General features: G+C 64.4%; 23 protein-coding genes and 1 pseudogene. 13 read left to right on the top strand and 11 right to left on the bottom strand.

Annotated elements, in window-relative coordinates:
- Window positions 1–55 precede the first annotated feature (55 nt).
- Window positions 56–487, bottom strand: a complete 432-nt coding sequence (locus tag ACEWE8_RS05830) for a hypothetical protein (protein ID WP_046785610.1) — start codon at window positions 485–487, stop codon at window positions 56–58.
- Window positions 488–687: 200 nt separating this feature from the next.
- On the opposite strand from ACEWE8_RS05830, the gene ACEWE8_RS05825 reads away from it, so the two are divergent.
- From ACEWE8_RS05825 to ACEWE8_RS05785, 9 genes are all read left to right on the top strand, one after another.
- The gene (locus ACEWE8_RS05825; protein WP_046785611.1) at window positions 688–2,022 is read left to right on the top strand and encodes a lysine N(6)-hydroxylase/L-ornithine N(5)-oxygenase family protein; all 1,335 of its coding nucleotides are present in this window, start codon (window positions 688–690) and stop codon (window positions 2,020–2,022) included.
- A 169-nt stretch (window positions 2,023–2,191) separates the two neighbouring features.
- Window positions 2,192–3,403 carry a PepSY domain-containing protein gene (locus tag ACEWE8_RS05820; RefSeq protein ID WP_046785612.1) on the top strand — a complete coding sequence of 404 codons (1,212 nt, stop codon included), beginning with the start codon at window positions 2,192–2,194 and terminating at the stop codon, window positions 3,401–3,403.
- A complete protein-coding gene (locus ACEWE8_RS05815; RefSeq protein WP_046785613.1) occupies window positions 3,400–3,939 on the top strand; it encodes a hypothetical protein in 540 nt (179 codons plus the stop codon). The genes ACEWE8_RS05820 and ACEWE8_RS05815 overlap by 4 nt, the downstream gene beginning before the upstream one ends.
- Window positions 3,936–4,256, top strand: a complete 321-nt coding sequence (locus ACEWE8_RS05810) for a hypothetical protein (protein WP_039601114.1) — start codon at window positions 3,936–3,938, stop codon at window positions 4,254–4,256. Before ACEWE8_RS05815 ends, ACEWE8_RS05810 begins: the two co-directional genes overlap by 4 nt.
- Before the next feature lie 11 nt (window positions 4,257–4,267).
- Window positions 4,268–4,837, top strand: coding sequence for a DUF6162 family protein (locus ACEWE8_RS05805; protein ID WP_046785667.1), 570 nt, complete (start codon window positions 4,268–4,270; stop codon window positions 4,835–4,837).
- A gap of 16 nt (window positions 4,838–4,853) precedes the next feature.
- Window positions 4,854–5,756, top strand: coding sequence for a metal ABC transporter substrate-binding protein (locus tag ACEWE8_RS05800; protein ID WP_046785614.1), 903 nt, complete (start codon window positions 4,854–4,856; stop codon window positions 5,754–5,756).
- Window positions 5,753–6,499, top strand: a complete 747-nt coding sequence (locus ACEWE8_RS05795; protein WP_046785615.1) for a metal ABC transporter ATP-binding protein — start codon at window positions 5,753–5,755, stop codon at window positions 6,497–6,499. The genes ACEWE8_RS05800 and ACEWE8_RS05795 overlap by 4 nt, the downstream gene beginning before the upstream one ends.
- Window positions 6,499–7,398 carry a metal ABC transporter permease gene (locus tag ACEWE8_RS05790; protein ID WP_046785616.1) on the top strand — a complete coding sequence of 300 codons (900 nt, stop codon included), beginning with the start codon at window positions 6,499–6,501 and terminating at the stop codon, window positions 7,396–7,398. Before ACEWE8_RS05795 ends, ACEWE8_RS05790 begins: the two co-directional genes overlap by 1 nt.
- Window positions 7,395–8,264: a metal ABC transporter solute-binding protein, Zn/Mn family gene (locus tag ACEWE8_RS05785; RefSeq protein ID WP_046785617.1), complete on the top strand. Its 870-nt coding sequence runs from the start codon at window positions 7,395–7,397 to the stop codon at window positions 8,262–8,264. The genes ACEWE8_RS05790 and ACEWE8_RS05785 overlap by 4 nt, the downstream gene beginning before the upstream one ends.
- Window positions 8,265–8,322: 58 nt before the next feature.
- On the opposite strand, the gene ACEWE8_RS05780 is transcribed toward ACEWE8_RS05785, so the two are convergent.
- The 8 genes from ACEWE8_RS05780 to ACEWE8_RS05745 form a co-directional block, all read right to left on the bottom strand.
- Complete coding sequence (locus tag ACEWE8_RS05780; protein WP_046785618.1) at window positions 8,323–9,375, bottom strand: DUF1615 domain-containing protein; 1,053 nt, start codon at window positions 9,373–9,375, stop codon at window positions 8,323–8,325.
- Window positions 9,376–9,401: 26 nt separating this feature from the next.
- Window positions 9,402–9,953, bottom strand: a complete 552-nt coding sequence (locus ACEWE8_RS05775; RefSeq protein WP_046785619.1) for a hydrolase — start codon at window positions 9,951–9,953, stop codon at window positions 9,402–9,404.
- A gap of 57 nt (window positions 9,954–10,010) precedes the next feature.
- Window positions 10,011–10,730 (bottom strand): thioesterase II family protein, encoded by a 720-nt coding sequence (locus ACEWE8_RS05770; protein ID WP_046785620.1) that lies wholly within the window; start codon window positions 10,728–10,730, stop codon window positions 10,011–10,013.
- A complete protein-coding gene (locus tag ACEWE8_RS05765; protein ID WP_046785621.1) occupies window positions 10,727–10,948 on the bottom strand; it encodes an MbtH family protein in 222 nt (73 codons plus the stop codon). Before ACEWE8_RS05765 ends, ACEWE8_RS05770 begins: the two co-directional genes overlap by 4 nt.
- 112 nt (window positions 10,949–11,060) lie before the next feature.
- Complete coding sequence (locus ACEWE8_RS05760; protein ID WP_046785622.1) at window positions 11,061–11,462, bottom strand: hypothetical protein; 402 nt, start codon at window positions 11,460–11,462, stop codon at window positions 11,061–11,063.
- Between the two features lie 84 nt (window positions 11,463–11,546).
- Window positions 11,547–13,082 carry a DHA2 family efflux MFS transporter permease subunit gene (locus tag ACEWE8_RS05755; RefSeq protein WP_046785623.1) on the bottom strand — a complete coding sequence of 512 codons (1,536 nt, stop codon included), beginning with the start codon at window positions 13,080–13,082 and terminating at the stop codon, window positions 11,547–11,549.
- Window positions 13,079–14,272 (bottom strand): HlyD family efflux transporter periplasmic adaptor subunit, encoded by a 1,194-nt coding sequence (locus tag ACEWE8_RS05750; protein WP_046785624.1) that lies wholly within the window; start codon window positions 14,270–14,272, stop codon window positions 13,079–13,081. Before ACEWE8_RS05750 ends, ACEWE8_RS05755 begins: the two co-directional genes overlap by 4 nt.
- 28 nt (window positions 14,273–14,300) lie before the next feature.
- A complete protein-coding gene (locus tag ACEWE8_RS05745; protein WP_046785625.1) occupies window positions 14,301–14,774 on the bottom strand; it encodes a MarR family winged helix-turn-helix transcriptional regulator in 474 nt (157 codons plus the stop codon).
- Between the two features lie 243 nt (window positions 14,775–15,017).
- On the opposite strand from ACEWE8_RS05745, the gene ACEWE8_RS05740 reads away from it, so the two are divergent.
- Entirely contained in the window at window positions 15,018–16,028 is a 1,011-nt protein-coding gene (locus ACEWE8_RS05740) for a FecR family protein (RefSeq protein ID WP_046785626.1), read from the top strand.
- A 4-nt stretch (window positions 16,029–16,032) separates the two neighbouring features.
- Here ACEWE8_RS05740 and ACEWE8_RS05735 read toward each other — a convergent pair whose 3' ends face one another.
- Window positions 16,033–17,352: a Na+/H+ antiporter family protein gene (locus ACEWE8_RS05735; RefSeq protein ID WP_046785627.1), complete on the bottom strand. Its 1,320-nt coding sequence runs from the start codon at window positions 17,350–17,352 to the stop codon at window positions 16,033–16,035.
- A gap of 216 nt (window positions 17,353–17,568) precedes the next feature.
- On the opposite strand from ACEWE8_RS05735, the pseudogene ACEWE8_RS05730 reads away from it, so the two are divergent.
- Window positions 17,569–18,855, top strand: a pseudogene (locus tag ACEWE8_RS05730) (HAMP domain-containing protein); the annotation flags it as partial.
- A 102-nt stretch (window positions 18,856–18,957) separates the two neighbouring features.
- On the top strand, window positions 18,958–19,713 hold the full coding sequence (locus tag ACEWE8_RS05725; protein ID WP_371316831.1) for a methyl-accepting chemotaxis protein: 756 nt from the start codon (window positions 18,958–18,960) through the stop codon (window positions 19,711–19,713).
- A 195-nt stretch (window positions 19,714–19,908) separates the two neighbouring features.
- Here ACEWE8_RS05725 and ACEWE8_RS05720 read toward each other — a convergent pair whose 3' ends face one another.
- Window positions 19,909–20,238: a hypothetical protein gene (locus tag ACEWE8_RS05720; protein WP_189339949.1), complete on the bottom strand. Its 330-nt coding sequence runs from the start codon at window positions 20,236–20,238 to the stop codon at window positions 19,909–19,911.
- A 476-nt stretch (window positions 20,239–20,714) separates the two neighbouring features.
- Here ACEWE8_RS05720 and ACEWE8_RS05715 point away from each other — a divergent pair, with 476 nt between their 5' ends.
- The gene (locus tag ACEWE8_RS05715) at window positions 20,715–21,338 is read left to right on the top strand and encodes a glutathione S-transferase family protein (RefSeq protein WP_046785629.1); all 624 of its coding nucleotides are present in this window, start codon (window positions 20,715–20,717) and stop codon (window positions 21,336–21,338) included.
- Window positions 21,339–21,738: the final 400 nt, after the last annotated feature.

Below are 21,738 nucleotides of genomic sequence, written 5' to 3'. Positions count from 1 at the left end.
TCAAGGGGCTGGCCCGTTTGCGGCGTTATCCGCAGGCGGGCCGGTTCACACAGGCTCAGGCCTGAGTGCTGACGACCGTACCCGCAGTGCTGCCACCCGTCTCCTGCAACGCTTCGAGCAGTTGCGACGTGGCGGTCATGATCTGGCCATTGAGCGTGGTAATGCTCGCCTGCCTGGCACTCACGGCAGCGGTCTTGGCTGTCTCTTCCATTTTCTGCGCCATCAGGTTGGCCAACTGCTTCTGCTCTTCGGCCAACTGCTTTTGCAGCTGCTTGATCATCTCGCGCAATTGCTTGATGTGCGCAGGCTCCGAGCTCTCATCGCTTTGCTGCGCACCTTGCGCACCGCCGCCACCCTGAGCCTTGGGCGTTTCTGCCGACGCGGCCGAGGCTCCACTTTTCTGTGCGTCTTCGCTTTTTACCGTTTCAGCACTGCCGGCGGCCTGCGCCGAAACGTTGTTGATGGTGATTGCCGCGATACCTGCCATGTTCCGGTCCCTGCCTTGAAATAGGTCCTTGCGTTGACCTGCCTATCGGCCACGCGGCGCACTTCTTTAGCCCGGCTGCACAAGCTGTGCGCAATGCCCCCAGTAAATTCCCCGGTACATGGCTCGTTCCAACCAATGTACTCACGCAGGCGCCGGAGCCCCGGCGGGCGCACACATTCGACCATTATGGGATCGCAGCCATGAGCCAGTCTTCAAACCCGGAAACCATCAAGGATCTGATCGGCGTGGGCTTTGGCCCTTCCAACCTGGCCTTGGCCATCGCCCTGGAGGAACTCGCCCACACCCAAGGCCGCGCCCTCGACGCGCTGTTCATCGACAAGCAGAAGCAATACCGCTGGCATGGTGAAACGCTGGCGACCCAGAGCGAGCTGCAGATATCCTTCCTCAAGGATCTGGTCTCGCTGCGCAACCCCACCAGCCCCTACAGTTTCGTCAACTACTTGCACCAAAAGCAGCGCCTGGCCGATTTCATCAACCTGGGCACCTTCTACCCCTGCCGCCTGGAGTACAACGATTACCTGCGCTGGGCCGCCGAACATTTCGCCAATCAAGCCGTCTATGGCGAGCAAGTGCTGCGCATCGAGCCGGAAGTGAAGGCTGGCCGTGTCGAGCATTTGCGCCTGGTCTCTCAAGATGCGCAGGGCCGTGAATACACCCGGCGTACCCGTTCGGTCGTGGTCGGCACGGGCGGTACGCCGAAAATCCCGGAAAAATTCGGCGCCTTCAAGGACGACCCGCGCGTCTTCCACCACTCCCAGTACCTGAGCAGCCTGCAAAAGTTGCCATGCACCGAGGGCAAACCGATGCGCATCGCGGTAATCGGCTCTGGCCAGAGCGCCGCAGAAGCATTCATCGACCTCAATGACAGCTACCCGTCGGTCAAGGTCGACATGATACTGCGCGGTTCAGCGCTCAAGCCTGCGGACGACAGCCCGTTCGTCAACGAGATCTTCTCGCCGGACTACACCGACCTGGTCTACAACGAGCCGGCCGAGCAGCGCGCCAAGCTGCTGGGTGAATACCACAACACCAACTACTCAGTGGTCGACCTGGACCTGATCGAGCGCATCTACGGCATCCTCTACCGCCAGAAGGTTTCGCATCAGGTGCGCCACAACGTGCTGTGCCGTCGCCAGGTGGAAGCGGTTGTCGCCACCCGCGACGGCATCGAACTCACCCTGCGCGACCTGGCCACCGACCAGCATCAGACCCACCGTTACGATGCTGTCATCCTGGCCACCGGCTACGAGCGCCGCTCGCATCGCGACCTGCTGGCACCGCTGGCCGGTTACCTCGAGGATTTCAACGTCGACCGCAACTACCGGGTACTGTCCAGCCCAGACCTTGAAGCGTCGGTTTACTTGCAAGGTTTCTGCGAGGGCAGCCATGGCCTGAGCGACACCCTGCTGTCGGTACTGCCGTCCCGTGCCGCCGAAATCGGCCAGGCGCTGTACCAGGACCTCGCCCGCCGACACGGCAAAGCGCAACCGCCGGTCGCCCTCACCAGCGCCTGACCCTCTGCGGCCTTCAAGCCGACACGGCGCCCCGCGCCCTGTCGGCTTTTGCTTTTCTGAAACATTTGCTTGCATTTAAATAGGCAGGATTTCCATTCTCATTCGTCTTTATAGATGCAGCCCCTGTGGTTGGGCATATGCTCGACCCTCATTTTCAGAAGACCGACCGATGGCCAAATCAACCAAAAAATCCAAGTCCAAGCTGTGGTTCCTGGTCCATAGCTGGCTCGCCCTGCCGATCTGGTTCTTCGTGCTGATCGTCTGCTTCACCGGCATGCTCGCCGTGGTCAGCCAGGAAATCGTCTGGCTGGCCAACGCCGATGTGCGCGCCAACAAGCCCGACGACAGCGCAGAACGCCTGAGTTTCCAGCAAGTGCTCGACGCCCTGCACAAGGCCGAACCGGATATGGTGGTGCGCACACTGAGGCAGCCGGACGGTTCGCACTTTGCGCTCAACGCCGGGGTTACCCTGCCCGACGGCAGCAACCCGACGCTGTACGTCAACCCCTACACCGGGGCCATCCAGGGCAAGGTCCCGGACTTCAACTTCGAAGCGTTCACCCGTGCCCTGCACGGCTGGTGGCTGGTGCCCTTCACCAACGGTTTCAGTTGGGGCTGGTACCTGGTCTCGCTGCTGGGCCTGCCGATGCTCGCTTCGCTGGTGACTGGCCTGGTGGTGTACAAGAAGTTCTGGAAAGGCTTCTTCAAGCCCATTCGCACCGGCCACGGCTCGCGCATTTTCTGGGGCGACCTGCATCGCCTGGCCGGGGTCTGGTCGATCTGGTTCATCGCGGTCATTGCCATCACCGGCACCTGGTTCCTGATCCAGGCGATCCTGTTCGATAACCAGATCACGATCTCCAGCCAACCGATCACACCTGTGATCGCCCGGGAAGATGTACCGCAAACCGCCGATGGCAGCCCTGCCCCGCGCATCGACCTGGACGAAGCGGCGCGCATCGCCGGCCTGGCCATTCCGGGCCTTGAAATCAACGCCATCTCGCTGCCCGCCACGGCCTACAGCCACATCACCCTGAACGGCCCGGGCTGGTACCCGCTGATGTTCCAGAGTGCCAACATCAACCCCTACACGCGTAACGTCGACAGCCAGTTCCTGATCAGCGACCGCTCCGCCCTGGAGTTCGTCACCGAATCCATGCGCCCACTGCACACCGGCGACTTTGGCGGCCTGCCGGTCAAACTGATCTGGTTCTTCTTCGGCCTTATCCTGACGCTGATGGTGTTCAGCGGCCTGCTGATATGGACCAAACGTACCGCCCAGGCGACCGCCGCCGCCCTCAAGCGCAGCGAGCGTGCACCCCGTGCACCCCGTGCACCCCGTGCCACCGCCAGCGACACCCCCGTGGAGATCCGCCCATGAGCCAGGCCCAGGCCCTGCCCACCCGCCCACTCAAGCAGTGGTGGCTGAAGTGGCGCTTTCACTTGAACATTCTGCTGATTCTCATCCCGCTGGGCTTCATGCCCAAGTATTTCGCCGACGCCAAGCTGTTTCGCGGTGATGCCGGCTTGGGCGTGAACCAGATCAGCGATATTCAGGTCGGCCCTTACAGCCTGGACTTGGCCGAACTGCGCAGCGAAGCGCCCCGCGCCGACGGCCCGGCGGGCTACTTCAAGCCCTTCAACGCCGCGCTTTGCAAAGCCTGCATCAACGACGTCAAAGCCGTGTACCTGCGCATCGGCAAACCCCGCAGCCTGCGCGCCGCCGGCACCATCTTCTTCGGCGCGCCCTACCGCATGGGTACCAACCTGCCGATCCCTGCGCGCACCAAGCCCGACGCGCAGATCTGGATCACCCTCGAAGGCTGGGACGGCAGCATGCATCAGGCATCGGTCCCGCTGAGCAAGGCTTCGCCAGCCACCGTGGCCTGGCTCGAAAAACAAGGAGGCAAGAAATGAAGCACATGATGCGCAGGCTCGCCCTGCCCCTGCTGGTGCTGGCCGCAGGCCCGGCCCTGGCCCACAACCCGATGTGCGAGTGCGAAGAGCTCGATGGCGGCCAGGTCAAATGCACCGGTGGCTTCTCGGACGGCAGCGGCGCCCCGGGCGTGACCCTGGACGTGATCGGCTATGACGAACAGGTACTGGTCGGCGGCAAGCTGGGCGATGACTCGACGCTTACCTTCAAGCGCCCCGACGGCGAGTTCTACGTGCTGTTCGATGCCGGCCCCGGCCACGTGGTGGAAGTCGACTACGCCGACATCACGCAACCATGAGCGGCCCTACCCTGAGCCGTACCCAGGTGGTGCGCCCCGCCGGCGCCGGGCACGAAACCCTCTACGTGCTGCTGGTCAGCCTGCTGATCGTCATCGTCGCCGCCTGCGTGGTGCTGCTGCGCGGTGAACGCGAAGACGAGCAGGCCATCGCCAGCCACCAGATCGACGCCCGCCGCGACCTGACGCCCGCCGAACAAGGCATCTATACCGACCTTCGCGTCGCATTCGACGAGGTTCAGTTGCTGCGCGAAGAAACCGCCGCCGTGCCCAGTGTGGCGTCGTTGGCCGAGGAAGGCTTGCCACCGTTCGTGGTAGACGCCGGCAGCCAGAGCCGTGGCAGCCACCAATGGCAGTGGCTGGAGGCTGGCGCCTATCTGGGTCGCAGCCAGGCCCCGCAGGTCGCCGGCAGCTTTTTGCTGATCGTGCCGCACGAGCACAGCGCCCAGCCTGACGTCTGGCTGCGCCGCGACAGCGCCGCGGTGGTGCCGGACGACCTTGGCCAGGCAGCCCTGATCGCCGCTGGCTGGCAGCAAGTGGCTAGCCATTACGACGCCGGGGTCACCCGCGAACACCGTCACTGAACCCAAGGAATTCCCCATGTTGCGCTCCGCCCTCACCCTGCTCCTGGCCCTCGCGTTACCGGCCCTGGCCCTGGCCGACACCGGCAAGCCCTTGCGCATCGGCATTACCCTGCACCCGTACTACAGCTATGTGAGCAATATCGTCGGCGACAAGGCCGAAGTGGTGCCGCTGATTCCCGCAGGCTTCAACCCGCACGCCTACGAGCCACGTGCCGAGGACATCAAGCGTATCGGCAGCCTGGACGTGGTGGTGCTCAACGGCGTCGGCCATGACGATTTCGCCGACCGCATGATCGCTGCCAGTGAAAAGCCCGACATCAAGATCATCGAAGCCAACCAGAACGTGCCGCTGCTGGCGGCCACCGGCATCGCCGCCCGCGGTGCCGGCAAAGTGGTCAACCCGCACACCTTCCTGTCCATCAGCACCACCATTGCCCAGGTCAACAACATCGCCCGTGAACTGGGCAAGCTCGACCCGGACAACGCCAGGTTCTACACCCAGAACGCCCGCGCCTATGCCAAGCGCCTGCGCGGCTTGCGCGCCGAGGCGCTGGCCAAGGTCACCGAGGCACCCGGCGCCAACTTCCGTGTGGCCACCATTCATGCAGCCTACGACTACCTGGTGCGTGATTTCGGCCTGGAGGTCACGGCAGTGGTGGAGCCGGCCCACGGCATCGAACCGAGCCCGGCACAGCTTAAGAAAACCATCGACCAGCTCAAGGCGCTGGACGTCAAGGTGATCTTCTCGGAAATGGACTTCCCGTCGGCCTATGTCGAGACCATCCAGCGTGAGTCCGGTGTGCGCCTGTATCCGCTGACGCATATTTCCTACGGCGAGTACACCAAGGACAAATACGAAGTAGAGATGAAGCGCAACCTCGACACCGTGGTCCGCGCCATTCAGGAGAACCGCGCATGACCGCGGCCGCCAACCTCATGGTGCGCGGCGGGCCCGGCATCGAATTCGCTGGCATAGACCTGACGCTTGGCCGCACGCGCATCCTGGAACAGGTCCAGTTCAGCGTCGCCGCCGGCAGCGTACATGCCATCGTCGGGCCCAACGGCGGCGGTAAAAGCTCGCTGATCAAGACCCTGCTCGGGCAGATGCCACACCAGGGCCAACTGACCCTGCACTGGCCGGGCGAGCAGCAGGTGATCGGTTACGTCCCCCAGGCGCTGGAGTTCGACCGCGGCCTGCCGATGACCGTGGACGACTTCATGGCCGCAATGTGCCAACGCCGCCCAGCCTTTCTCGGCCTTTCGCGCCGCGTGCAACCAGCCATCGACGCAGCGCTGGCGCAGGTCGGCATGCTCGACAAACGCAAGCGGCGCATGGGCGCTTTGTCGGGCGGCGAACGCCAGCGCGTGCTGCTGGCCCAGGGTTTGATCCCCGAGCCGCAGTTGCTGGTGCTCGACGAGCCCATGTCGGCGCTCGATGAAGCCGGCATCCGGGTGTTCGAGCACTTGCTGCAGGGCTGGCGCCAGGCCGGCACCACCGTGCTGTGGATCGAACACGACCTGCAAGCGGTGCTGCGCCTGGCCGACCGGGTCACCGGGCTGAGCCGCCAGGTACTGTTCGACGCCCCACCTGCCCAAGCCCTTACCCCGGAGCGCCTGCTGAGCCTGTTCTCCGTCCACCCGCGCAGCGAGGGCCGCACCTGATGAGCTACGAAGCATTCCGCCAACTGGTCCAGGAATGGGCCGGCGCTGGCTACCTGCCCGAGGCACTGGCCTACGGTTTCGTGATCAACGCACTGCTCGCCGGCCTGATGATCGGCCCGGTACTGGGCGGCCTGGGCACCCTGGTGGTGGTCAAGCGCTTTGCCTTCTTCTCCGAAGCCGTCGGGCATGCCGCCCTGACCGGGGTGGCCATCGGCATCCTGCTCGGCGAACCCTATACCGGGCCGTACGGCAGCCTGTTCGGCTACTGCCTGCTGTTCGGCATCCTGCTCAACTTCCTGCGCAACCGCACCGGGCTGTCGCCTGACACGCTGATCGGGGTGTTCCTTTCGGTGTCGCTGGCTCTAGGCGCGAGCCTGCTGCTGATGCTGGCCGGCAAGATCAACGTGCACATCCTCGAGAACGTGCTGTTCGGCTCGGTGCTGACGGTCAGCGCCCAGGACCTGGTGGTGCTGGGCATCGTCGCTGCCCTGGTGCTGGCGCTGGCCCTGCCGCTGTACAACCGCATCATCCTGGCCAGCTTCAACCCCCAGCTGGCCGCCGTACGCGGGGTGGCAGTGAAGACTCTGGACTACCTGTTCGTGGTGCTGGTGACACTGGTAACGGTGGCGTCGGTGAAGGTGATCGGGGCAATCCTGGTCGGTGCGCTGCTGGTGATTCCGGCCGCTGCCGCGCGCCTGGTCAGCCAGTCGCTCAAAGGCTTTTTCTTCATCTCGGTACTGATCGCCACCCTGAGCACGCTGCTGGGCATCCTGATGCCGATCGTCTTTGACCTGCCGGTACCGTCGGGTGCCGCGATCATCCTGGTTGCCGGCATTTGCTTCGCCCTCGCGGCCCTGGCCCGCGCCCTCGTCCCACGCCTGCAAGGAAACCCGGCATGAACCTGAAACAGCTCACCCTGGCGCTGGCCCTCGCCGGCCTGCCCTCGTTCGCCCTCGCCACCGAGGTGTTGACCACCCTGCCGGTGACCCACAGCCTGGCTGCGGCCTTGCTCGACGGCACCGCCGTGCAGCTCAAGCGCGCCGCGCCGGCCAACCTGCCGGCCAGCCGCCAGCCTTCGTACTTCAGCAGCCGTGGCGGCGCGAGCCTTGCCAAAGCGGCGCAACAGGCCGATGCGGTGATCGGCCTGCGCTCGATCTGGCGTGACGACCCGCTGTACCCCATGGCCCGGCGCAGCAATATCCGCATCGTCGAAATCGATGCAGCGCGGCCGGTGGACGGTGCCCTGCCGGGCATCGCGGTCAGTGGCGATGACGCCTACAACGCCTACCCCTGGCTGAACCCGACCAACCTTGGGCGCATGGCCGACGTGCTGGCCAACGACCTGGAACGCCTGGCGCCCGCCGACAAGGCGAAGATCCAGGGCAACCTGGCGGGGCTCAAGCGCCAGTTGCTGGAATTGACCGCCAGCAGCCAGACCAAGCTTGCCCAAATCGACAACCTCAGCGTGGTCAGCCTGTCCGAGCGCCTGGGCTACCTGGCCAGCGGCCTGAACCTGGATGTGGTGGAACAGACACTGCCGGCCGAGGGCAAGTGGGACGAAGCCGCGCTCAAGGCACTGGGCGAGAACCTCAAGAACCAGGATGTGGCGCTGGTGCTGGACCATCGGCAGCCGGATGCGGCAGTGGCCGAGGTGGTAAAGGCCTCGGGGGCCACGTTGCTCGTGGTGGAAAGTGACCCGCAAGACGCCGTGGCCGGGCTCAAGGCCAGTGTCGATCAGGTGGTCGGGGCGCTGAGCAAAGGGTGATGCAGCCTGTACCTGCCCGATCGCCGGTTTGCCGGCGATCGGGCCAGGGCAGACAGCCCTAGCGTTTCATGCACCGCTGATACCGCTCATCCACCCTCCCCGCAAACCACGCCGTGGTCAGCTTGCGGGTGATTTTCGGGCTTTTCAGTTCGATCCCCGGCAACTTGGCGCGCGGCACCGGCTTGCCTGCGGCTGCGTCAGCCAGGGCGAACACCCCGCTGTACAGTTTGCTGTCCTCGAAGGCCAGGCTGTCACCCAGTTCCAGCTGGCTGCGGATCTGCGGGTTACGCAGCCCCAGCTTCACACCCAGCTTGCGCGCCGCCTGCTCGGTGCTGCCGGGCATGATCGCGCCGGGGGCGGTCAGGTCACCATCCAGGGCCAAGGGCACGCCCGTCACCTTGCTCAGGGCCGCCTGAAACGCGGCATTACGGCTGGCGTACCAGCCCGCGTTGAAGTCGGCGAAGCGATAGAGCTGGCGCTCATAGTGCGCGGGGTAACCCAGCAAATGGCCGATACCGAAATACATGCCGCCACGACGGCTGAAGACCTCCTGGCGTATGGTGCCGTCGTAGGTGTAGGGGTAATCCTTGGCATGCTGCTCGGCAAACTCGACGCTGACCTGCATCGGCCCACCGGTGTGCACCGGGTTCAGCCCGCCCAGCAAGGTCCGGCCCAGCGGCAGGCCGGTGATGAACTCGTCGTACAGCGCACTCAGTTGCTTCTCACTGCGCACCGCAAGCAGCCGCTGCTGATACGTCTGGCCATTGCCAGAAGCCGTATTCAGCGCGCCGTCCACCAGCAACCGCGGGATATGCAGGCTCGCCGCGCGGCGGTCGACCTCGGCACGGGCAATGCGCCCAAGGTTGGGGACCTGCGGGTCGGCATTGAAGGTCGATTCCTGCTCGGTCACCGCCAGCACCGCACACAGGTTGCTCTTGCTCGGGGCGATGCGCTGGGCTTCGAACGCCACTTGGATATCCTTGGCCCAGCCCTCGCGGTCCCTGGCCTGGGCTGGCAACAAGCGCACCAGTTGGGCACGCACCTTGGCAGGGTCGGCCTCAGGCTCTTCCTCACGACGCCCGGCGCAGCCCTGCAGCAGCGCCAGGGCCATCAACCCGGCAGCCAGCAGCCGGCCGTTCAGGGCTGCTCCCCGACCAGATAGGTCTTGCTGATGTGGCGAAATTGCGGGTGGCTGGCGTTGCCCATGAGCTCGAACAGCACCATTTCGCGGGTAACTACCTGCGCCCCGGCCTGACGCATCCGTGCAAGCCCTGCAGCCTTGTTGGCCAAGGTACGGCTGTCGCAGGCATCCTCGACCAGGAACACCTGCTTGCCCAGGCCCAGCAAGCCGAGCACGGTCTGCAGCACGCAGACGTGGGTTTCCATGCCGCACACGATTACTTGCTCGCGCGCCAACAAGCTGGCTGGCAGGCACTGGGCCGCAACGCAGGAAAAATGGGTCTTTTCCACGATTTCAGCTGCAGGGGCGGCGGCGAGAAGCTCGGGCAGGGTGTGACCCAGGCCTTTGGGATATTGCTCGCTGATGACGATCGGCAGTGCGAGATCGGCGCATGCTGCCAGCAGCCAGCGTGCCCGGGCGCGGGTGCCCTCGGCGTCGCTCATCGCGCCAATGAGCTTTTCCTGGATGTCGACGACCAGCAACGTGGCCTGGTGAGGATCGATCAGCATTGTCTGCCTCTTGCCTGGGAAAACGCCTAGCATCCCCAAGGCAAGCGGCAACGTCAATCAGGCGCAAAGCCGATGGGGCTCCAATGCTGCAGCCAGCGCCGTGAGCACACGGTCCTCCTGCTCATGGATGAAGAAGTGGCTGCCCGGAAACATCTGCAAGGTGAATGCACCCTGGGTTTCCTGGCCCCAGGCCCGCAGTTGCTCTTCACTGGCGCGGTCGTCTTGCCCGCCCAGCACATGCAGCGGGCACGCCAAGGCAGGCCTTGGGCGGTAGCTGTAACGGCCACAGAGCAGGAAGTCCGCCCGCAGGATCGGCAATGTCAGGCTCATCAGCTCGGCATTGGCCAGCACCTCCTCCGGCGTACCATTGAGTTCCCGCAGCTCATTGCGCAGCTCGTCATCGGTCTTGGGCTCACGCCAGTTCTTGCCGTCATAGTCCTCACGCCGGGTGGGCGCCGCCGTACCGCAAGCGAACAGCGCCACCGGTAGCGGGCACCCCAGCGCCTGCAGCTCGTGGGCCAGCTCGAAGGCCAGCAGCGCCCCCAGGCTATGGCCAAACAGCGCATACGGCGCAGCAGCGGCCTGGCGCTGCTCGGCCGCCAGTTGCCGGGCCAAGGCCTGCATGTCGGTGTGCAGCGGCTCGCCCATGCGCGCACCGCGCCCGGGCAACTCGACCGGGCGTACCTGCAGCCAGGCTGGCAGCTTGCGCCGCCAACGGCTGTAGACCATGGCGCTGGCCCCGGAATAAGGCAGGCACAGCAGGTTGAGCGCGGTCACTGTGCGGCAGCGTCCGCCATCTTCTGACGCAGGCTCAGCGGGCGCATATCGGTCCAGACTTCGTCGATGTAGGCCAGGCAGTCCTTTTTCAGTCCGCTCTTGCCCATAGCGCGCCAGCCGTTGGGGATCGCCTTGTAGTCGGGCCAGATGGAATATTGCTCTTCGTGGTTGACCACTACCTGGAACTGGATATCGTCGCGGTCGAAAACGGAAGTCATTGCCTGTCTCCTTGAGTGATGGATGCCGGTACGCGCTTGGCGTAGGGCGGCTCTCTGGTAGACGTAGGAAACATCCGAAAAATTAGCGTTTGGGCATGACAACTTCTGGGCCTCAAGCATCCCTCAGCAAGTCATGGGTATCCAGCAAGCGATAAGCCACCTGCGGATTGCGCTCCAACCCGCGCCGTATAGCCGCCGGAATCGACTGGCGGGTCTTGCGGCATAACCCAGGCTGGTCATCGAGTTCGATGACTATCCCGCGCATGGTACGCACCTCGTTGTAACCGGGCGCGATATGCAGCCGAATGCCCAGGTTCTCGTACAGCCTGGCCTGCAAGCGCTGCAGGTCTTCAAGGTCCTTGAGGTTTTCCAGCCGCTCGATCAGGCGCTTCTCCTCCTGGCGGGTGAGCAGGAGGATGCGCTGGGCCGCAGGCGGCTGCGCGGCCAGGTGCTCGCGGCCGCAGTCACAGGCGCCAGGTGGGCAAGGTTGGCGTAAGGCAAGTGCTGTGCTCATGGGCCAAGCATAGCGCGTCGCGGCGAAAGAGCGTGCGCCAACCGCTTGCGCAAAATTGAGCGCCGCCCCCAAAACCGCGCCTGCTCAATGCCCCGCTGAAGCCGGCCCCGCCTTGGCAGCAAACGGCGGCTTGGCCAACCACACCAATAGAATCAACCCGGCAAACACCCAGCCCATCAAGGTGAAGTAATCCACCGTCGACATCATGTAGGCCTGCCCGTTGAGTATCTGCTCCAGCTGCGCATAGCTTTGCGGGTTTGCCCCGCCCAGTTGCTCCAGCGTGTGCCGCGTCGCCGGGTCGAACTGGCTGATGTTCTCGCTCAGGTAGGCATGATGCTGGTCCGCCCGGCGGATCCAGATCCACGTGGTCAACGACGCCGCAAAGCTGCCGCCCAACGTGCGCAGGAACGTCGCCAGGCCAGACCCGTCGGCGATCTGGTGCGGCGGCAGGTCCGACAGCAGGATGCTCAAGGTCGGCATGAAGAACAGCGCCACACCAATCCCCATGAACAGCTGCACCAGGGCAATGTGCTGGAAGTCCACCTCGTTGGTGAAGCCCGCGCGCATGAAGCAGCTGGCACCGATGGCCAGGAACGCCAACCCCGCCAGCACCCGCAAGTCGAAACGCTGCGCGTACTTGCCCACGAACGGCGACATGATCACCGGCAGCAGGCCGATCGGTGCCACTGCCAGGCCTGCCCAGGTGGCGGTGTAGCCCATCTGCGTCTGCAGCCACTGGGGCAGGATCAGGTTGATGCCGAAAAAGCCTGCATAGCCCCCCACCAGCACAATGGTACCGATGCGGAAATTACGGTGCGCGAACAGCCGCAGGTTGACCACCGGGTGGCGGTCCGTCAGCTCCCAGATGATGAATATCGCCAGGAACACGACCGAAATCAGGCTGCCGATGATGATGAACGACGACTCGAACCAGTCCAGGTCATTGCCCTTGTCGAGCACCACCTGCAATGCGCCCACACCGACAATCAAGGTCAGCAGGCCGATGTAGTCCATGGGCTGGCGGCTGGTCACCACCGGCCGTGCGCGCATCTGCTGGCGCACCACCGCAGCAGCGAACAAGCCGATCGGCACGTTGATGAAGAAGATCCACGGCCAGCTGTAACTGTCGGTAATCCACCCGCCCAGGATCGGCCCGGCAATCGGCGCCACCACCGTGACCATCGCCAGCAACGCCAGTGCCATCCCCCGTTTGGCTGGCGGATAGACGGCAATCAGCAAGGTCTGGGTCATCGGGTAAAGCGGCCCGGCCACCACCCCCTGCAGCACACGAAAGCCCACCAGCTCCGGCATCGACTGCGAGATACCGCAGAGGAAAGACGCCAGTACGAACAGCAGCGTGGCCCAGATGAACAGCTTGACCTCACCGAAGCGCCGGCTGAGCCAACCGGTCAGCGGCAATGCGATGGCATTGCTCACCGCAAACGAGGTGATCACCCAGGTGCCCTGCTCGGAACTCACCCCCAGGTTGCCGGAAATGGTCGGCAAGGCCACGTTGGCGATGGTGGTGTCGAGCACCTGCATGAACGTTGCCAGCGACAGGCCTATGGTGGTCAGCAGCAGGCTCGGCGGGGTGAACTGCGCCGCAGCGTTGTTGCTCATCGTTGCGCCGTCTTGCCAGGGGCGCTGTTGTCGTGGATCAGCCGAGCGATCAGATGGTCAGCTTCGTCCAACTGACGGTCGTACACCTGGGTGGTGTAGCTGGCCTGCTGCGGCGGCTGTTGGGCCAGGGCCGGGCCGCTCTGATCGTGCAAGTCGACCTCGACCACCGTGGACAGGCCAATGCGCAGCGGGTGGGCCTTGAGCTGGTCCGGGCTGAGGTGAATGCGCACCGGTACACGCTGGACGATCTTGATCCAGTTGCCGGTGGCGTTCTGTGCCGGCAGCAAGGCGAACGCGCTGCCGGTGCCGGCGCCCAGGCTGTCGACGGTGCCGCTGTACTTCACGTCGCTGCCGTACAGGTCGGCGCTGATTTCCACGGGTTGGCCGATACGCATGTCGCGCAGCTGGGTTTCCTTGAAGTTGGCGTCGATCCACACCTCGTCCAGCGGGATGACTGCCATCGTCGCGGTGCCCGGCTGCAAACGCTGGCCGAGCTGCACGGTACGTTTGGCGACGTAACCGGTGACTGGCGCCACCAGCGTGGTGCGTGCGTGGTCCAGGTAAGCCTGGCGCAGGTCGGCGGCGGCGGCCATGACCTCGGGGTGCGAAGACACCACCGTGTCGTCCACCAGCGCCGTGCTGGTATTGAGCTGCTGGCGCGCGCTGTTGACGGCGGCCTGGGCCACGGTCAGGTCATCGCGGGCATGGGAGATTTCTTCAGCAGCGATCGCACCGCTGTCAGCCAGCACCTTGCGCCGGTTGTAGTTCTGCCGGGCCTTCTGCAGCTCGGCCTGGCGTGTCTGCAACTGGGCCTTGAGGGAATCGACGTTGCTGTACAGGCCACGCACCTGGCGCACCGTACGGGCCAAATTGGCTTGCGCGGCCTGCAGGGCCACCTCGCTGTCGGCCGGGTCGAACTGCAACAGCACCTGGCCAGCATGCACCAGGTCGCCGTCATCGGCGCCGATGCTGGTGACGGTGCCGGTGACCAGCGGGGTGATCTCCACCACATTGCCGTTGACGTAGGCGTCGTCGGTGCTTTCGTGCCAGCGCCCGATCAGGCTGTACCAGGCCCAGGCGCCAGCGCCGGCAAGCAGCACCACCAGCAACAGGCCAAGCAGCCAGACTTTGCGCTTGCGCGACGGTTCGGGTGCGGCGGAGGGAGTTGAGGTGTCTGCGTTATTGGCCATGACAATACCTTGGAATATGAAACAGGAATCAACGATCGCCGAAGCGGCGGATCGTCAGAGGGTCGCCGGCACCGAGCAGGACCTTGGCCAGCAGGCCTTCAAGGGTCTTGAGCTCATCAGGCTGCAGCACGCCGACCAGTTCGTTCATCGCCGCCGCGCCGATCTGGGGCAAGCGGTCGGCCAGGCGTTGGCCTTCGGCGGTCAGGGCCAGGCGTACCTGGCGACGGTCGTCGGCGCAGCGGTTGCGCAAGATCAGGCCCTTGTGCTCGAGGCGGTCGAGCATGCGGGTCATCGACCCGCTGTCCAGGCCCAGGTAGCGGCACAGCTCGGCCGGCGTATCCACCTGGTACTGGGTGACGATGATCAACACTTTGAACTGCGCGGCGGTGACGCCTTCTGATTCGAGGTGCCAGTCGAGAATGCGGTCCTTGAGGATCGCCGCACGGCCCAGCAGCATGCCGATGGCGCAGGACTGGAAGTTTTGCGGGGTGAAATGGGACATCAGCAGCAGCTAGGGCAATTGTGTAAAAATATTACTGCCTAGGCAGCAAATGTCAAAGCTTTCGTTAGGGGGCTATGGAAATAGCCTTGGGACACACGGCAGGTGGGTGCCGGGAAGGGTTCTCAAACGCTGGAAAATCCTGGCGAAACCGATCAAAACACACATAACTGATAGTCATTCGCCATTACCTTGGTTCTCGGGAGGCCCCTCGCAGGGGTAGAATGCGCAAAACCCGGAGCCGCAATGAACCAAGACCGCCTCAGTCCCAGCCCAGACGATGCCATCACCGACGCCGCCGCGCAGTGGTGCATGCGCCTGCACGCCGACGATTGCACCCAGGCCGAGCGTGAAACATTCGCACGCTGGTTGGCAGCGGACCCGCGCCACGCTGATGAATACCAGGCGATGCTGGAAATCTGGCAGACCGCCGACCTGCTGCCGCGCAACGCCACGGTCATCGATTTCAACCCACCTGTACGCACTATGGCGCGGCAACGCCGCCACTGGCGGCCCATGGCCTCGGCAGCAGCCATCGCCCTGCTGGTGTTGCCGCTGGCGGGCTGGGTTGGCTGGGAGCAGGGCTGGCTACCCAACCACTACCAGCACGTTGAAGCAGGCGACAAGGCGCGGACCGTGCAACTGAGCGACGGCAGCACGGTGGAGCTCAACCTCAACACCGAACTGACCTACTTCAACTACAAGGACCAGCGTCAGGTCACGCTCAAGCGAGGCGAGGCGTTCTTCAAGGTGCAGCATGACAGCACCCACCCCTTCATCGTCCGTGCCGGCCACGGCCAGACCCGGGTCACTGGCACCCAGTTCAACGTGTGGAAGTATCAGGACCAGGTCAAGGTCACCCTGGTGCAGGGTTCGGTGCTGGTCAGCAGCGACGGCAGCACCGGCGGCTACCGCCTTGGCCCAGGCATGCAGGCCAGTTATCGCACCGGCGACTTCGAGCCGCAGTTGGCCCAGAGCGAAGACTATGGCAACAGCCTGGCCTGGCGCAGCGGCAAGCTGGTGCTCGACAACCTCAGCCTCGAACAGGCACTGCCAGTGATCAACCGCTACCTCGATGCGCCTCTGCTGCTGGCCGATGCCAGCACCGGCCGCATCCGCATCAGCGGCATCTACAACACCCGTGAAGTCAAGCGCCTGGTGGACAACCTGCCCAAGGTGCTGCCGGTGTACTTGACCCGCAGCAAGGACGGCAGCACCGTCCTCAACCGCATTTCCCCGCCGCCCGACAAGGGCTGATGCGCTAGAGCGTCATCGCCGCCAGCCAGCCAAACGCCATCAGTGGCAGGTTGTAGTGGATGAACGTCGGTACCACGGTGTCCCAGATATGGTGATGCTGGCCATCGACGTTGAGCCCCGAGGTTGGCCCCAGGGTCGAGTCCGATGCCGGTGAGCCTGCATCGCCCAGGGCACCGGCGGTGCCGACGATGCACACCGTGGCCAGCGGGTCGAAGCCCAGCTGCACGCACAGCGGCACGAAGATCGCCGCCAGAATCGGCACCGTCGAGAACGACGAACCGATGCCCATGGTCACCAGCAACCCCACCAACAGCATCAGCAAGGCACCAACGCCCTTGCTGTGGTCGATCCATTGCGCCGAGGTTTGTACCAGGCCGTTGACCTCGCCAGTGGCTTTGAGCACCTCGGCGAACCCCGAAGCTGCGATCATGATGAACCCGATCATGGCCATCATCTTCATGCCTTCGGTGAACAGGCCGTCGGTGTCTTTCCAGCGCACGATGCCCGACAGCGAGAAGATCAGGAAACCGACCATGGCGCCGATGATCATCGAGTCCAGCCACAGCTGGACGATGAACGCCGCAGCGATCGCCAGCCCCGCCACCAGCAGGGTCAGCGGGTTGTACTGCACGCTGGCCTGCTCGACCTGCTCGATGCGCGCCAGGTCATAGTCACGCTTCTTGCGGTAGCTGAAGAACACCGCCAGCAGCAAGCCGGCCAGCATGCCCGCCGCCGGAATGGCCATGGCATGGGTGACGTTGACACCGCTCACGTCCACGCCTGCGCGGGCAACGTTGGCCAGCAGGATCTCGTTGAGGAAGATGTTGCCAAACCCTACCGGCAGGAACATGTACGGCGTGATCAGGCCAAAGGTGATCACGCAGGCGATCAGCCGGCGGTCGATGCGCAGACGGGTCAGCACGTACAGCAGCGGCGGCACCAGCAGCGGGATGAAGGCGATGTGGATGGGCAGGATGTTCTGCGACGCCACCGCCACCACCAGCATCAGGCCGATCAGCAGCCACTTGACCTTGCCGCCGCTGGCATGGCCCTGGCGGTCGATCATCGCCAGCGCACGGTCGGCCAGGGCGTGGGCCAGGCCGGACTTGGCAATCGCCACGGCAAAGGCGCCGAGCAAGGCGTAGGACAACGCCACCGTGGCGCCACCGCCCAGTCCGCCGTTGAAGGCCTTGAGCGTGCCCTCGATGCCCAGGCCACCGACCATGCCACCGGCCAGGGCGCCGATGATCAAGGCGATGACCACGTGCACGCGCGACAGGCTGAGTATCAGCATGATGCCTACCGCGGCAATCACTGCATTCATGGTTTGGCTTTCCTCGTAGCTGCAGACAAAAAGCGCGCACTCTGCAGCACTGGCGCACAGATGTCAAAAGCGCCAGGCGGCGGCGTATTACGCGGGCCGGCAAATTTAAATTGAATGTTTGAATAAAGAAAAAACCGGGGCCGCCGATATAGCAGAGGGATTGAGCCCCACCCAAGATCCAAAGCCAAACCCTTACCCTCAAAAAAGGGACGCCCCATGCCTTTGCGACAACTTTCCATCCAGTGGAAGATCACCCTGCTTGCCGGCCTGTGCCTGGCCAGCATCGTCACACTGCTCGTCGGCCTTTCGCTGTACCGCATGGACCACAGCTCGGACCTGGTCAAAGCCAGCAGCGAGAAGATGCTCAGTGAGGCAGCGCAGGCGCGCATCGAGTCGCAAGGCGAGGTCCAGGCCTTGAACATCAGCCGCCAGTTCATGGATGCCTACCAGTACGGCGCCGGGTTCGCCCGCCAGGTGCTGTTCCTGCGTGAACAGGCGGAAAAGCGCTTCCTGGATGCCTACGACCTGCGCGAAGACATGACCCGCCAGGTTCGTGCAGCCCTACAGGCCAACCCCGACCTGCTGGGCCTGTCACTGGTGTTCGAACCCAATGCCCTGGACGGCAAGGATAGCCTCTTCACCGGCCAACCCGAGCTTGGCAGCAACGAGACCGGCCGCTTCGCCCTGTACTGGTCGCAGCCGCGCGTGGGCCAGCTGACCGCCATGGCCCTGCCCGAGCACGACATGGCCAACACCGAGATCGGCCCCAGCGGCCAGCCCGCCAACACTTGGTGGGTGTGCCCGCGCAGCAGCGGCAAGGTTTGCGTGGTGGAGCCGTACTTCTACGACATCGACGGCCAGCGCGTGCTGATGACCAGCATCGTGTTCCCGCTGGCGGTCAACGGCAAGGTGATCGCCACCCTGTCCATCGACATCAACCTCAACAGCCTGCAGGCCCTGAGCCAGGAAGCCAGCCGCAGCCTGTACGAAGGCCGCACCACGGTCGGCATTCTCAGCCCCGTGGGCCTGCTGGCCGGCTACAGTGCCGATGCCAGCAAGCTGGCCCAGCGTTTCGACCAGGTTGACACCAGCAAAGGCGCCGAACTGGTACGCAAGCTGGCCGAAGGTAAATTGAGCGTCCACCACGACCAGCAACGCCTCAAGGTACTCGCGGCGTTCCAGCCGATCCCTGGCGCCCAGCCATGGGGTGTGCTGCTGGATGTGCCGGAAAACGCCCTGACCGGGCCGGCCGAGGCGCTGAAACAAGAGCTCGACACCCTGAACACCAGCGGCACCCTGCTGGAGCTGGGCCTTGGCCTGGGCGCTGCGATTGCCGGCCTGCTGCTGGTGTGGCTGATGGCCCGTGGCGTGACCCGGCCGATCCTCGGGGTGGCGGCCATGCTCAAGGACATCGCCAGCGGTGAAGGCGACCTCACCCGCCGCCTGACCTATGACAAACAGGACGAGCTCGGCGAACTGGCCGGCTGGTTCAACCGCTTCCTGGACAAACTGCAGCCGACCATCGCCGAGGTCAAACGCTCGGTGCAGGCGGCCCGCAGCACCGCAGACCAGTCCTCGGCGATTGCCACGCAAACCAGCGCCGGCATGGAACAGCAATACCGCCAGGTCGACCAGGCGGCCACCGCCTCGCACGAAATGAGCGCCACGGCCCAGGACGTCGCCCGCAGCGCCGCACAGGCTGCACAGGCCGCCCGTGAAGCAGACCAGGCAACCCGCGAAGGCCTGGCGGTGATCGACCGCACCACCCGCAGCATCGACACACTGGCAGCAGACATGAGCCATGCGATGGCCGAGGTCGAAGGGCTGGCCCACAACAGCGAGAAGATCGGCTCGGTGCTGGAGGTGATCCGCTCGATCGCCGAGCAGACCAACCTGCTGGCACTCAATGCCGCCATCGAAGCCGCCCGTGCCGGTGAGGCCGGCCGTGGCTTCGCCGTGGTCGCCGATGAAGTGCGCAACCTGGCCCAGCGCACCCAGGAGTCGGTGGAAGAAACCCGCCAGGTCATCGAAGCCCTGCAGGCCGGCACCCGCGAAGTGGTCGGCGCCATGGACAACAGCCACCGCCAGGCCCAGGGCGGTGTGGAGCAGGTCGGCCAGGCCGTCACCGCGCTGCAGCGCATCGGCCAGGCCGTGACCGTGATCACCGACATGAACCTGCAGATCGCCTCCGCCGCCGAAGAGCAGAGCGCAGTGGCCGAAGAGATCAACAGCAATGTCGCGACCATCCGCGATGTCACCGAGTCGTTGTCCGGGCAGGCCAACGAGTCGGCGCGGGTCAGCCAGTCGCTCAACAGCCTGGCCAACCAGCAGCAGGGGTTGATGGACCAGTTCCGCGTCTGACGGGTGCTTCTCATCGCTGGCATGGCTACGCAAACATTCCAGCGATGAGGCCTGCAACAGCTGACATGCAGCGGGGTGCCTGTGGCCGGGTTGCCGGCGACAGGATCGGGCTGCATGAGGTGAGTGAATGTCAGGTCCGATCACCTCCATGATCATCCCCGACATCATGATTGACCCCATCATCAGCACCATGCCCTACGCCGTGGGCCTCACCCACACCATGACTGGCTTCGTGATTCGCTTCATGGTTGGCCCCATCATCCGCCCCGTTGCGGCCACTTTCACCGCGACCTGAGCTAGCATGACCGCCGCCATCACCGCTGTGGCCGCTACCGCCGTGGCCTGCGCCACTGCCACCGCTGCCGCCTCCATGCCCCCCACCACCGCCACCGCCGTGACCGCCGCCTCCGTGACCTCCCCCACCGCCGTGGCCACCACCACCGCTACCCCCACCGTGGCCGCCACCACCGCCACCATGGCCACCACCACCACCACCACCACCACCACCATCCTTCGCATACGCATTCGAAGTATTGCCGATAGTGTCAGGCACCAATACCGCCGAAGCCGACAACACAGCCCCGATGGCCAAAGCCAACAAGCATTTCCTGAGCATGATGATCCTCCGCTTGGAGTTGCACAGATTGCTTGCGGCAACCTGTGTTTTGCGGCCCCCCATGGGGCGACCTGCCAAACCAGCGCGACCATCCATCAGCAGCGGTGAACGTGATCCTTCAGGGCCTGCTGGCCTAATGTTGCAGAATGTTTCTCAAGTAGTGAGCGTAGCCGGCTGCCGGGCTTCTTGCCCGCGATCCATTCAAATGCTAAACGCCAGAATGGGCGTAACACCAAGGCTGCAAGGCCTCGGTAACGGCCGTCTCGCCGGGGACCGAATCGGTGCCTAGGTGGGGGTGCATGGCCGCTACTGCCCATTGCGCTTTACGCTTGACCGAAGAAGTGCCGTGGTTGACGATCGGCTCTTCCCGGAAAAGGACTACAGCATGCTACGGATATTGGGCAGGGATTCTTCCATCAACGTGCGCAAGGTCCTCTGGGCCTGCATCGAGTTCGATATTCCCTTCGAGCGCGAAGACTGGGGCGCAGGCTTCCAGCCCACCGACACGCCCGCCTTCCTGGCCCTGAACCCCAACGCCATGGTCCCGGTGATTCAGGACGGCGACTTCACGCTGTGGGAATCCAACACCATCATCCGCTACCTGGCCACGCGTTATGGCGATGCGCCGGTGTACCCCACCGAGGCCACGGCCAGGGCCAGGGTGGATCAATGGATCGACTGGCAGGCCTCGGACCTGAACCGCTCGTGGAGCTATGCGTTCATGTCGCTGGTGCGTCACTCACCCGCGCACCAGGATGCCCAGGCGCTGGCCGCCGGGTGCGCAGACTGGTCGCGCCATATGCGAATCCTCGAGCAGCAGCTGGCTGCGACCGGTGCTTATGTGGCCGGTGACAGCTTTACGCTGGCCGATATCCCCATCGGGCTTTCGGTCAATCGCTGGTTCGAAACGCCCTTCGAGCACCCGCACCTGCCGGCGGTACGGGATTACTACCAACGGCTGAGCGAGCGTGCAGGCTTCCTGGCCCATGGGCGCAACGGGATGGCGTAGGGGTAGCGTCAACCACGAGGGCCAGGCCGGCGTAACGGCTGAAGCTCGACAGGCACCGGCTTCGCCGGTGATCGCCGGCAAGCCGGCACACACACGAGGTACGGCGCCGGCCATAAGGCATGGCATCCAACCCGTTTCACCACCTTGCGGGGCACTGGCTTATCCAATTTCTACAGCTGACGCCACTCCTGCAGGAGCCGGCTTGCCGGCGATCACCGGCAAAGCCGGTGCCATACACCGCAGCGCCTGCATCACCAGCAAGGGCGATGCTGCATTCTGCCGCAGGATATCGGACATACTTACCTTGCCAGGCCGTGGTATGGCCGCAGACTGCGCAAAGCTGACAACACAGGATGCTGCTGCGCAGGGAACGTCTGCCCTGCGCAGCCCTCCCACAGTA

The sequence above is a fragment of the Pseudomonas sp. TR47 genome (genome assembly GCF_044143025.1).
Taxonomy (GTDB): Bacteria; Pseudomonadota; Gammaproteobacteria; order Pseudomonadales; family Pseudomonadaceae; genus Aquipseudomonas; species Aquipseudomonas putida_E.
Note: the sequence above shows the minus strand (reverse complement) of the source record. Positions and strands in the feature narration are given on the sequence as shown.

Coding starts and splice junctions, on each gene's coding strand:
- ACEWE8_RS05765 (WP_046785621.1), bottom strand. CDS start 10,948: ATGACTTCCGTTTTCGACCGCGACGATATCCAGTTCCAGGTAGTGGTC.
- ACEWE8_RS05785 (WP_046785617.1), top strand. CDS start 7,395: ATGAACCTGAAACAGCTCACCCTGGCGCTGGCCCTCGCCGGCCTGCCC.
- ACEWE8_RS05830 (WP_046785610.1), bottom strand. CDS start 487: ATGGCAGGTATCGCGGCAATCACCATCAACAACGTTTCGGCGCAGGCC.
- ACEWE8_RS05800 (WP_046785614.1), top strand. CDS start 4,854: ATGTTGCGCTCCGCCCTCACCCTGCTCCTGGCCCTCGCGTTACCGGCC.
- ACEWE8_RS05755 (WP_046785623.1), bottom strand. CDS start 13,082: ATGAGCAACAACGCTGCGGCGCAGTTCACCCCGCCGAGCCTGCTGCTG.
- ACEWE8_RS05715 (WP_046785629.1), top strand. CDS start 20,715: ATGCTACGGATATTGGGCAGGGATTCTTCCATCAACGTGCGCAAGGTC.
- ACEWE8_RS05745 (WP_046785625.1), bottom strand. CDS start 14,774: ATGTCCCATTTCACCCCGCAAAACTTCCAGTCCTGCGCCATCGGCATG.
- ACEWE8_RS05720 (WP_189339949.1), bottom strand. CDS start 20,238: ATGCGTATGCGAAGGATGGTGGTGGTGGTGGTGGTGGTGGTGGTGGCC.
- ACEWE8_RS05825 (WP_046785611.1), top strand. CDS start 688: ATGAGCCAGTCTTCAAACCCGGAAACCATCAAGGATCTGATCGGCGTG.
- ACEWE8_RS05795 (WP_046785615.1), top strand. CDS start 5,753: ATGACCGCGGCCGCCAACCTCATGGTGCGCGGCGGGCCCGGCATCGAA.
- ACEWE8_RS05750 (WP_046785624.1), bottom strand. CDS start 14,272: ATGGCCAATAACGCAGACACCTCAACTCCCTCCGCCGCACCCGAACCG.
- ACEWE8_RS05725 (WP_371316831.1), top strand. CDS start 18,958: ATGGAACAGCAATACCGCCAGGTCGACCAGGCGGCCACCGCCTCGCAC.
- ACEWE8_RS05790 (WP_046785616.1), top strand. CDS start 6,499: ATGAGCTACGAAGCATTCCGCCAACTGGTCCAGGAATGGGCCGGCGCT.
- ACEWE8_RS05820 (WP_046785612.1), top strand. CDS start 2,192: ATGGCCAAATCAACCAAAAAATCCAAGTCCAAGCTGTGGTTCCTGGTC.
- ACEWE8_RS05810 (WP_039601114.1), top strand. CDS start 3,936: ATGAAGCACATGATGCGCAGGCTCGCCCTGCCCCTGCTGGTGCTGGCC.
- ACEWE8_RS05780 (WP_046785618.1), bottom strand. CDS start 9,375: ATGGCCCTGGCGCTGCTGCAGGGCTGCGCCGGGCGTCGTGAGGAAGAG.
- ACEWE8_RS05815 (WP_046785613.1), top strand. CDS start 3,400: ATGAGCCAGGCCCAGGCCCTGCCCACCCGCCCACTCAAGCAGTGGTGG.
- ACEWE8_RS05740 (WP_046785626.1), top strand. CDS start 15,018: ATGAACCAAGACCGCCTCAGTCCCAGCCCAGACGATGCCATCACCGAC.
- ACEWE8_RS05735 (WP_046785627.1), bottom strand. CDS start 17,352: ATGAATGCAGTGATTGCCGCGGTAGGCATCATGCTGATACTCAGCCTG.
- ACEWE8_RS05775 (WP_046785619.1), bottom strand. CDS start 9,953: ATGCTGATCGATCCTCACCAGGCCACGTTGCTGGTCGTCGACATCCAG.
- ACEWE8_RS05760 (WP_046785622.1), bottom strand. CDS start 11,462: ATGAGCACAGCACTTGCCTTACGCCAACCTTGCCCACCTGGCGCCTGT.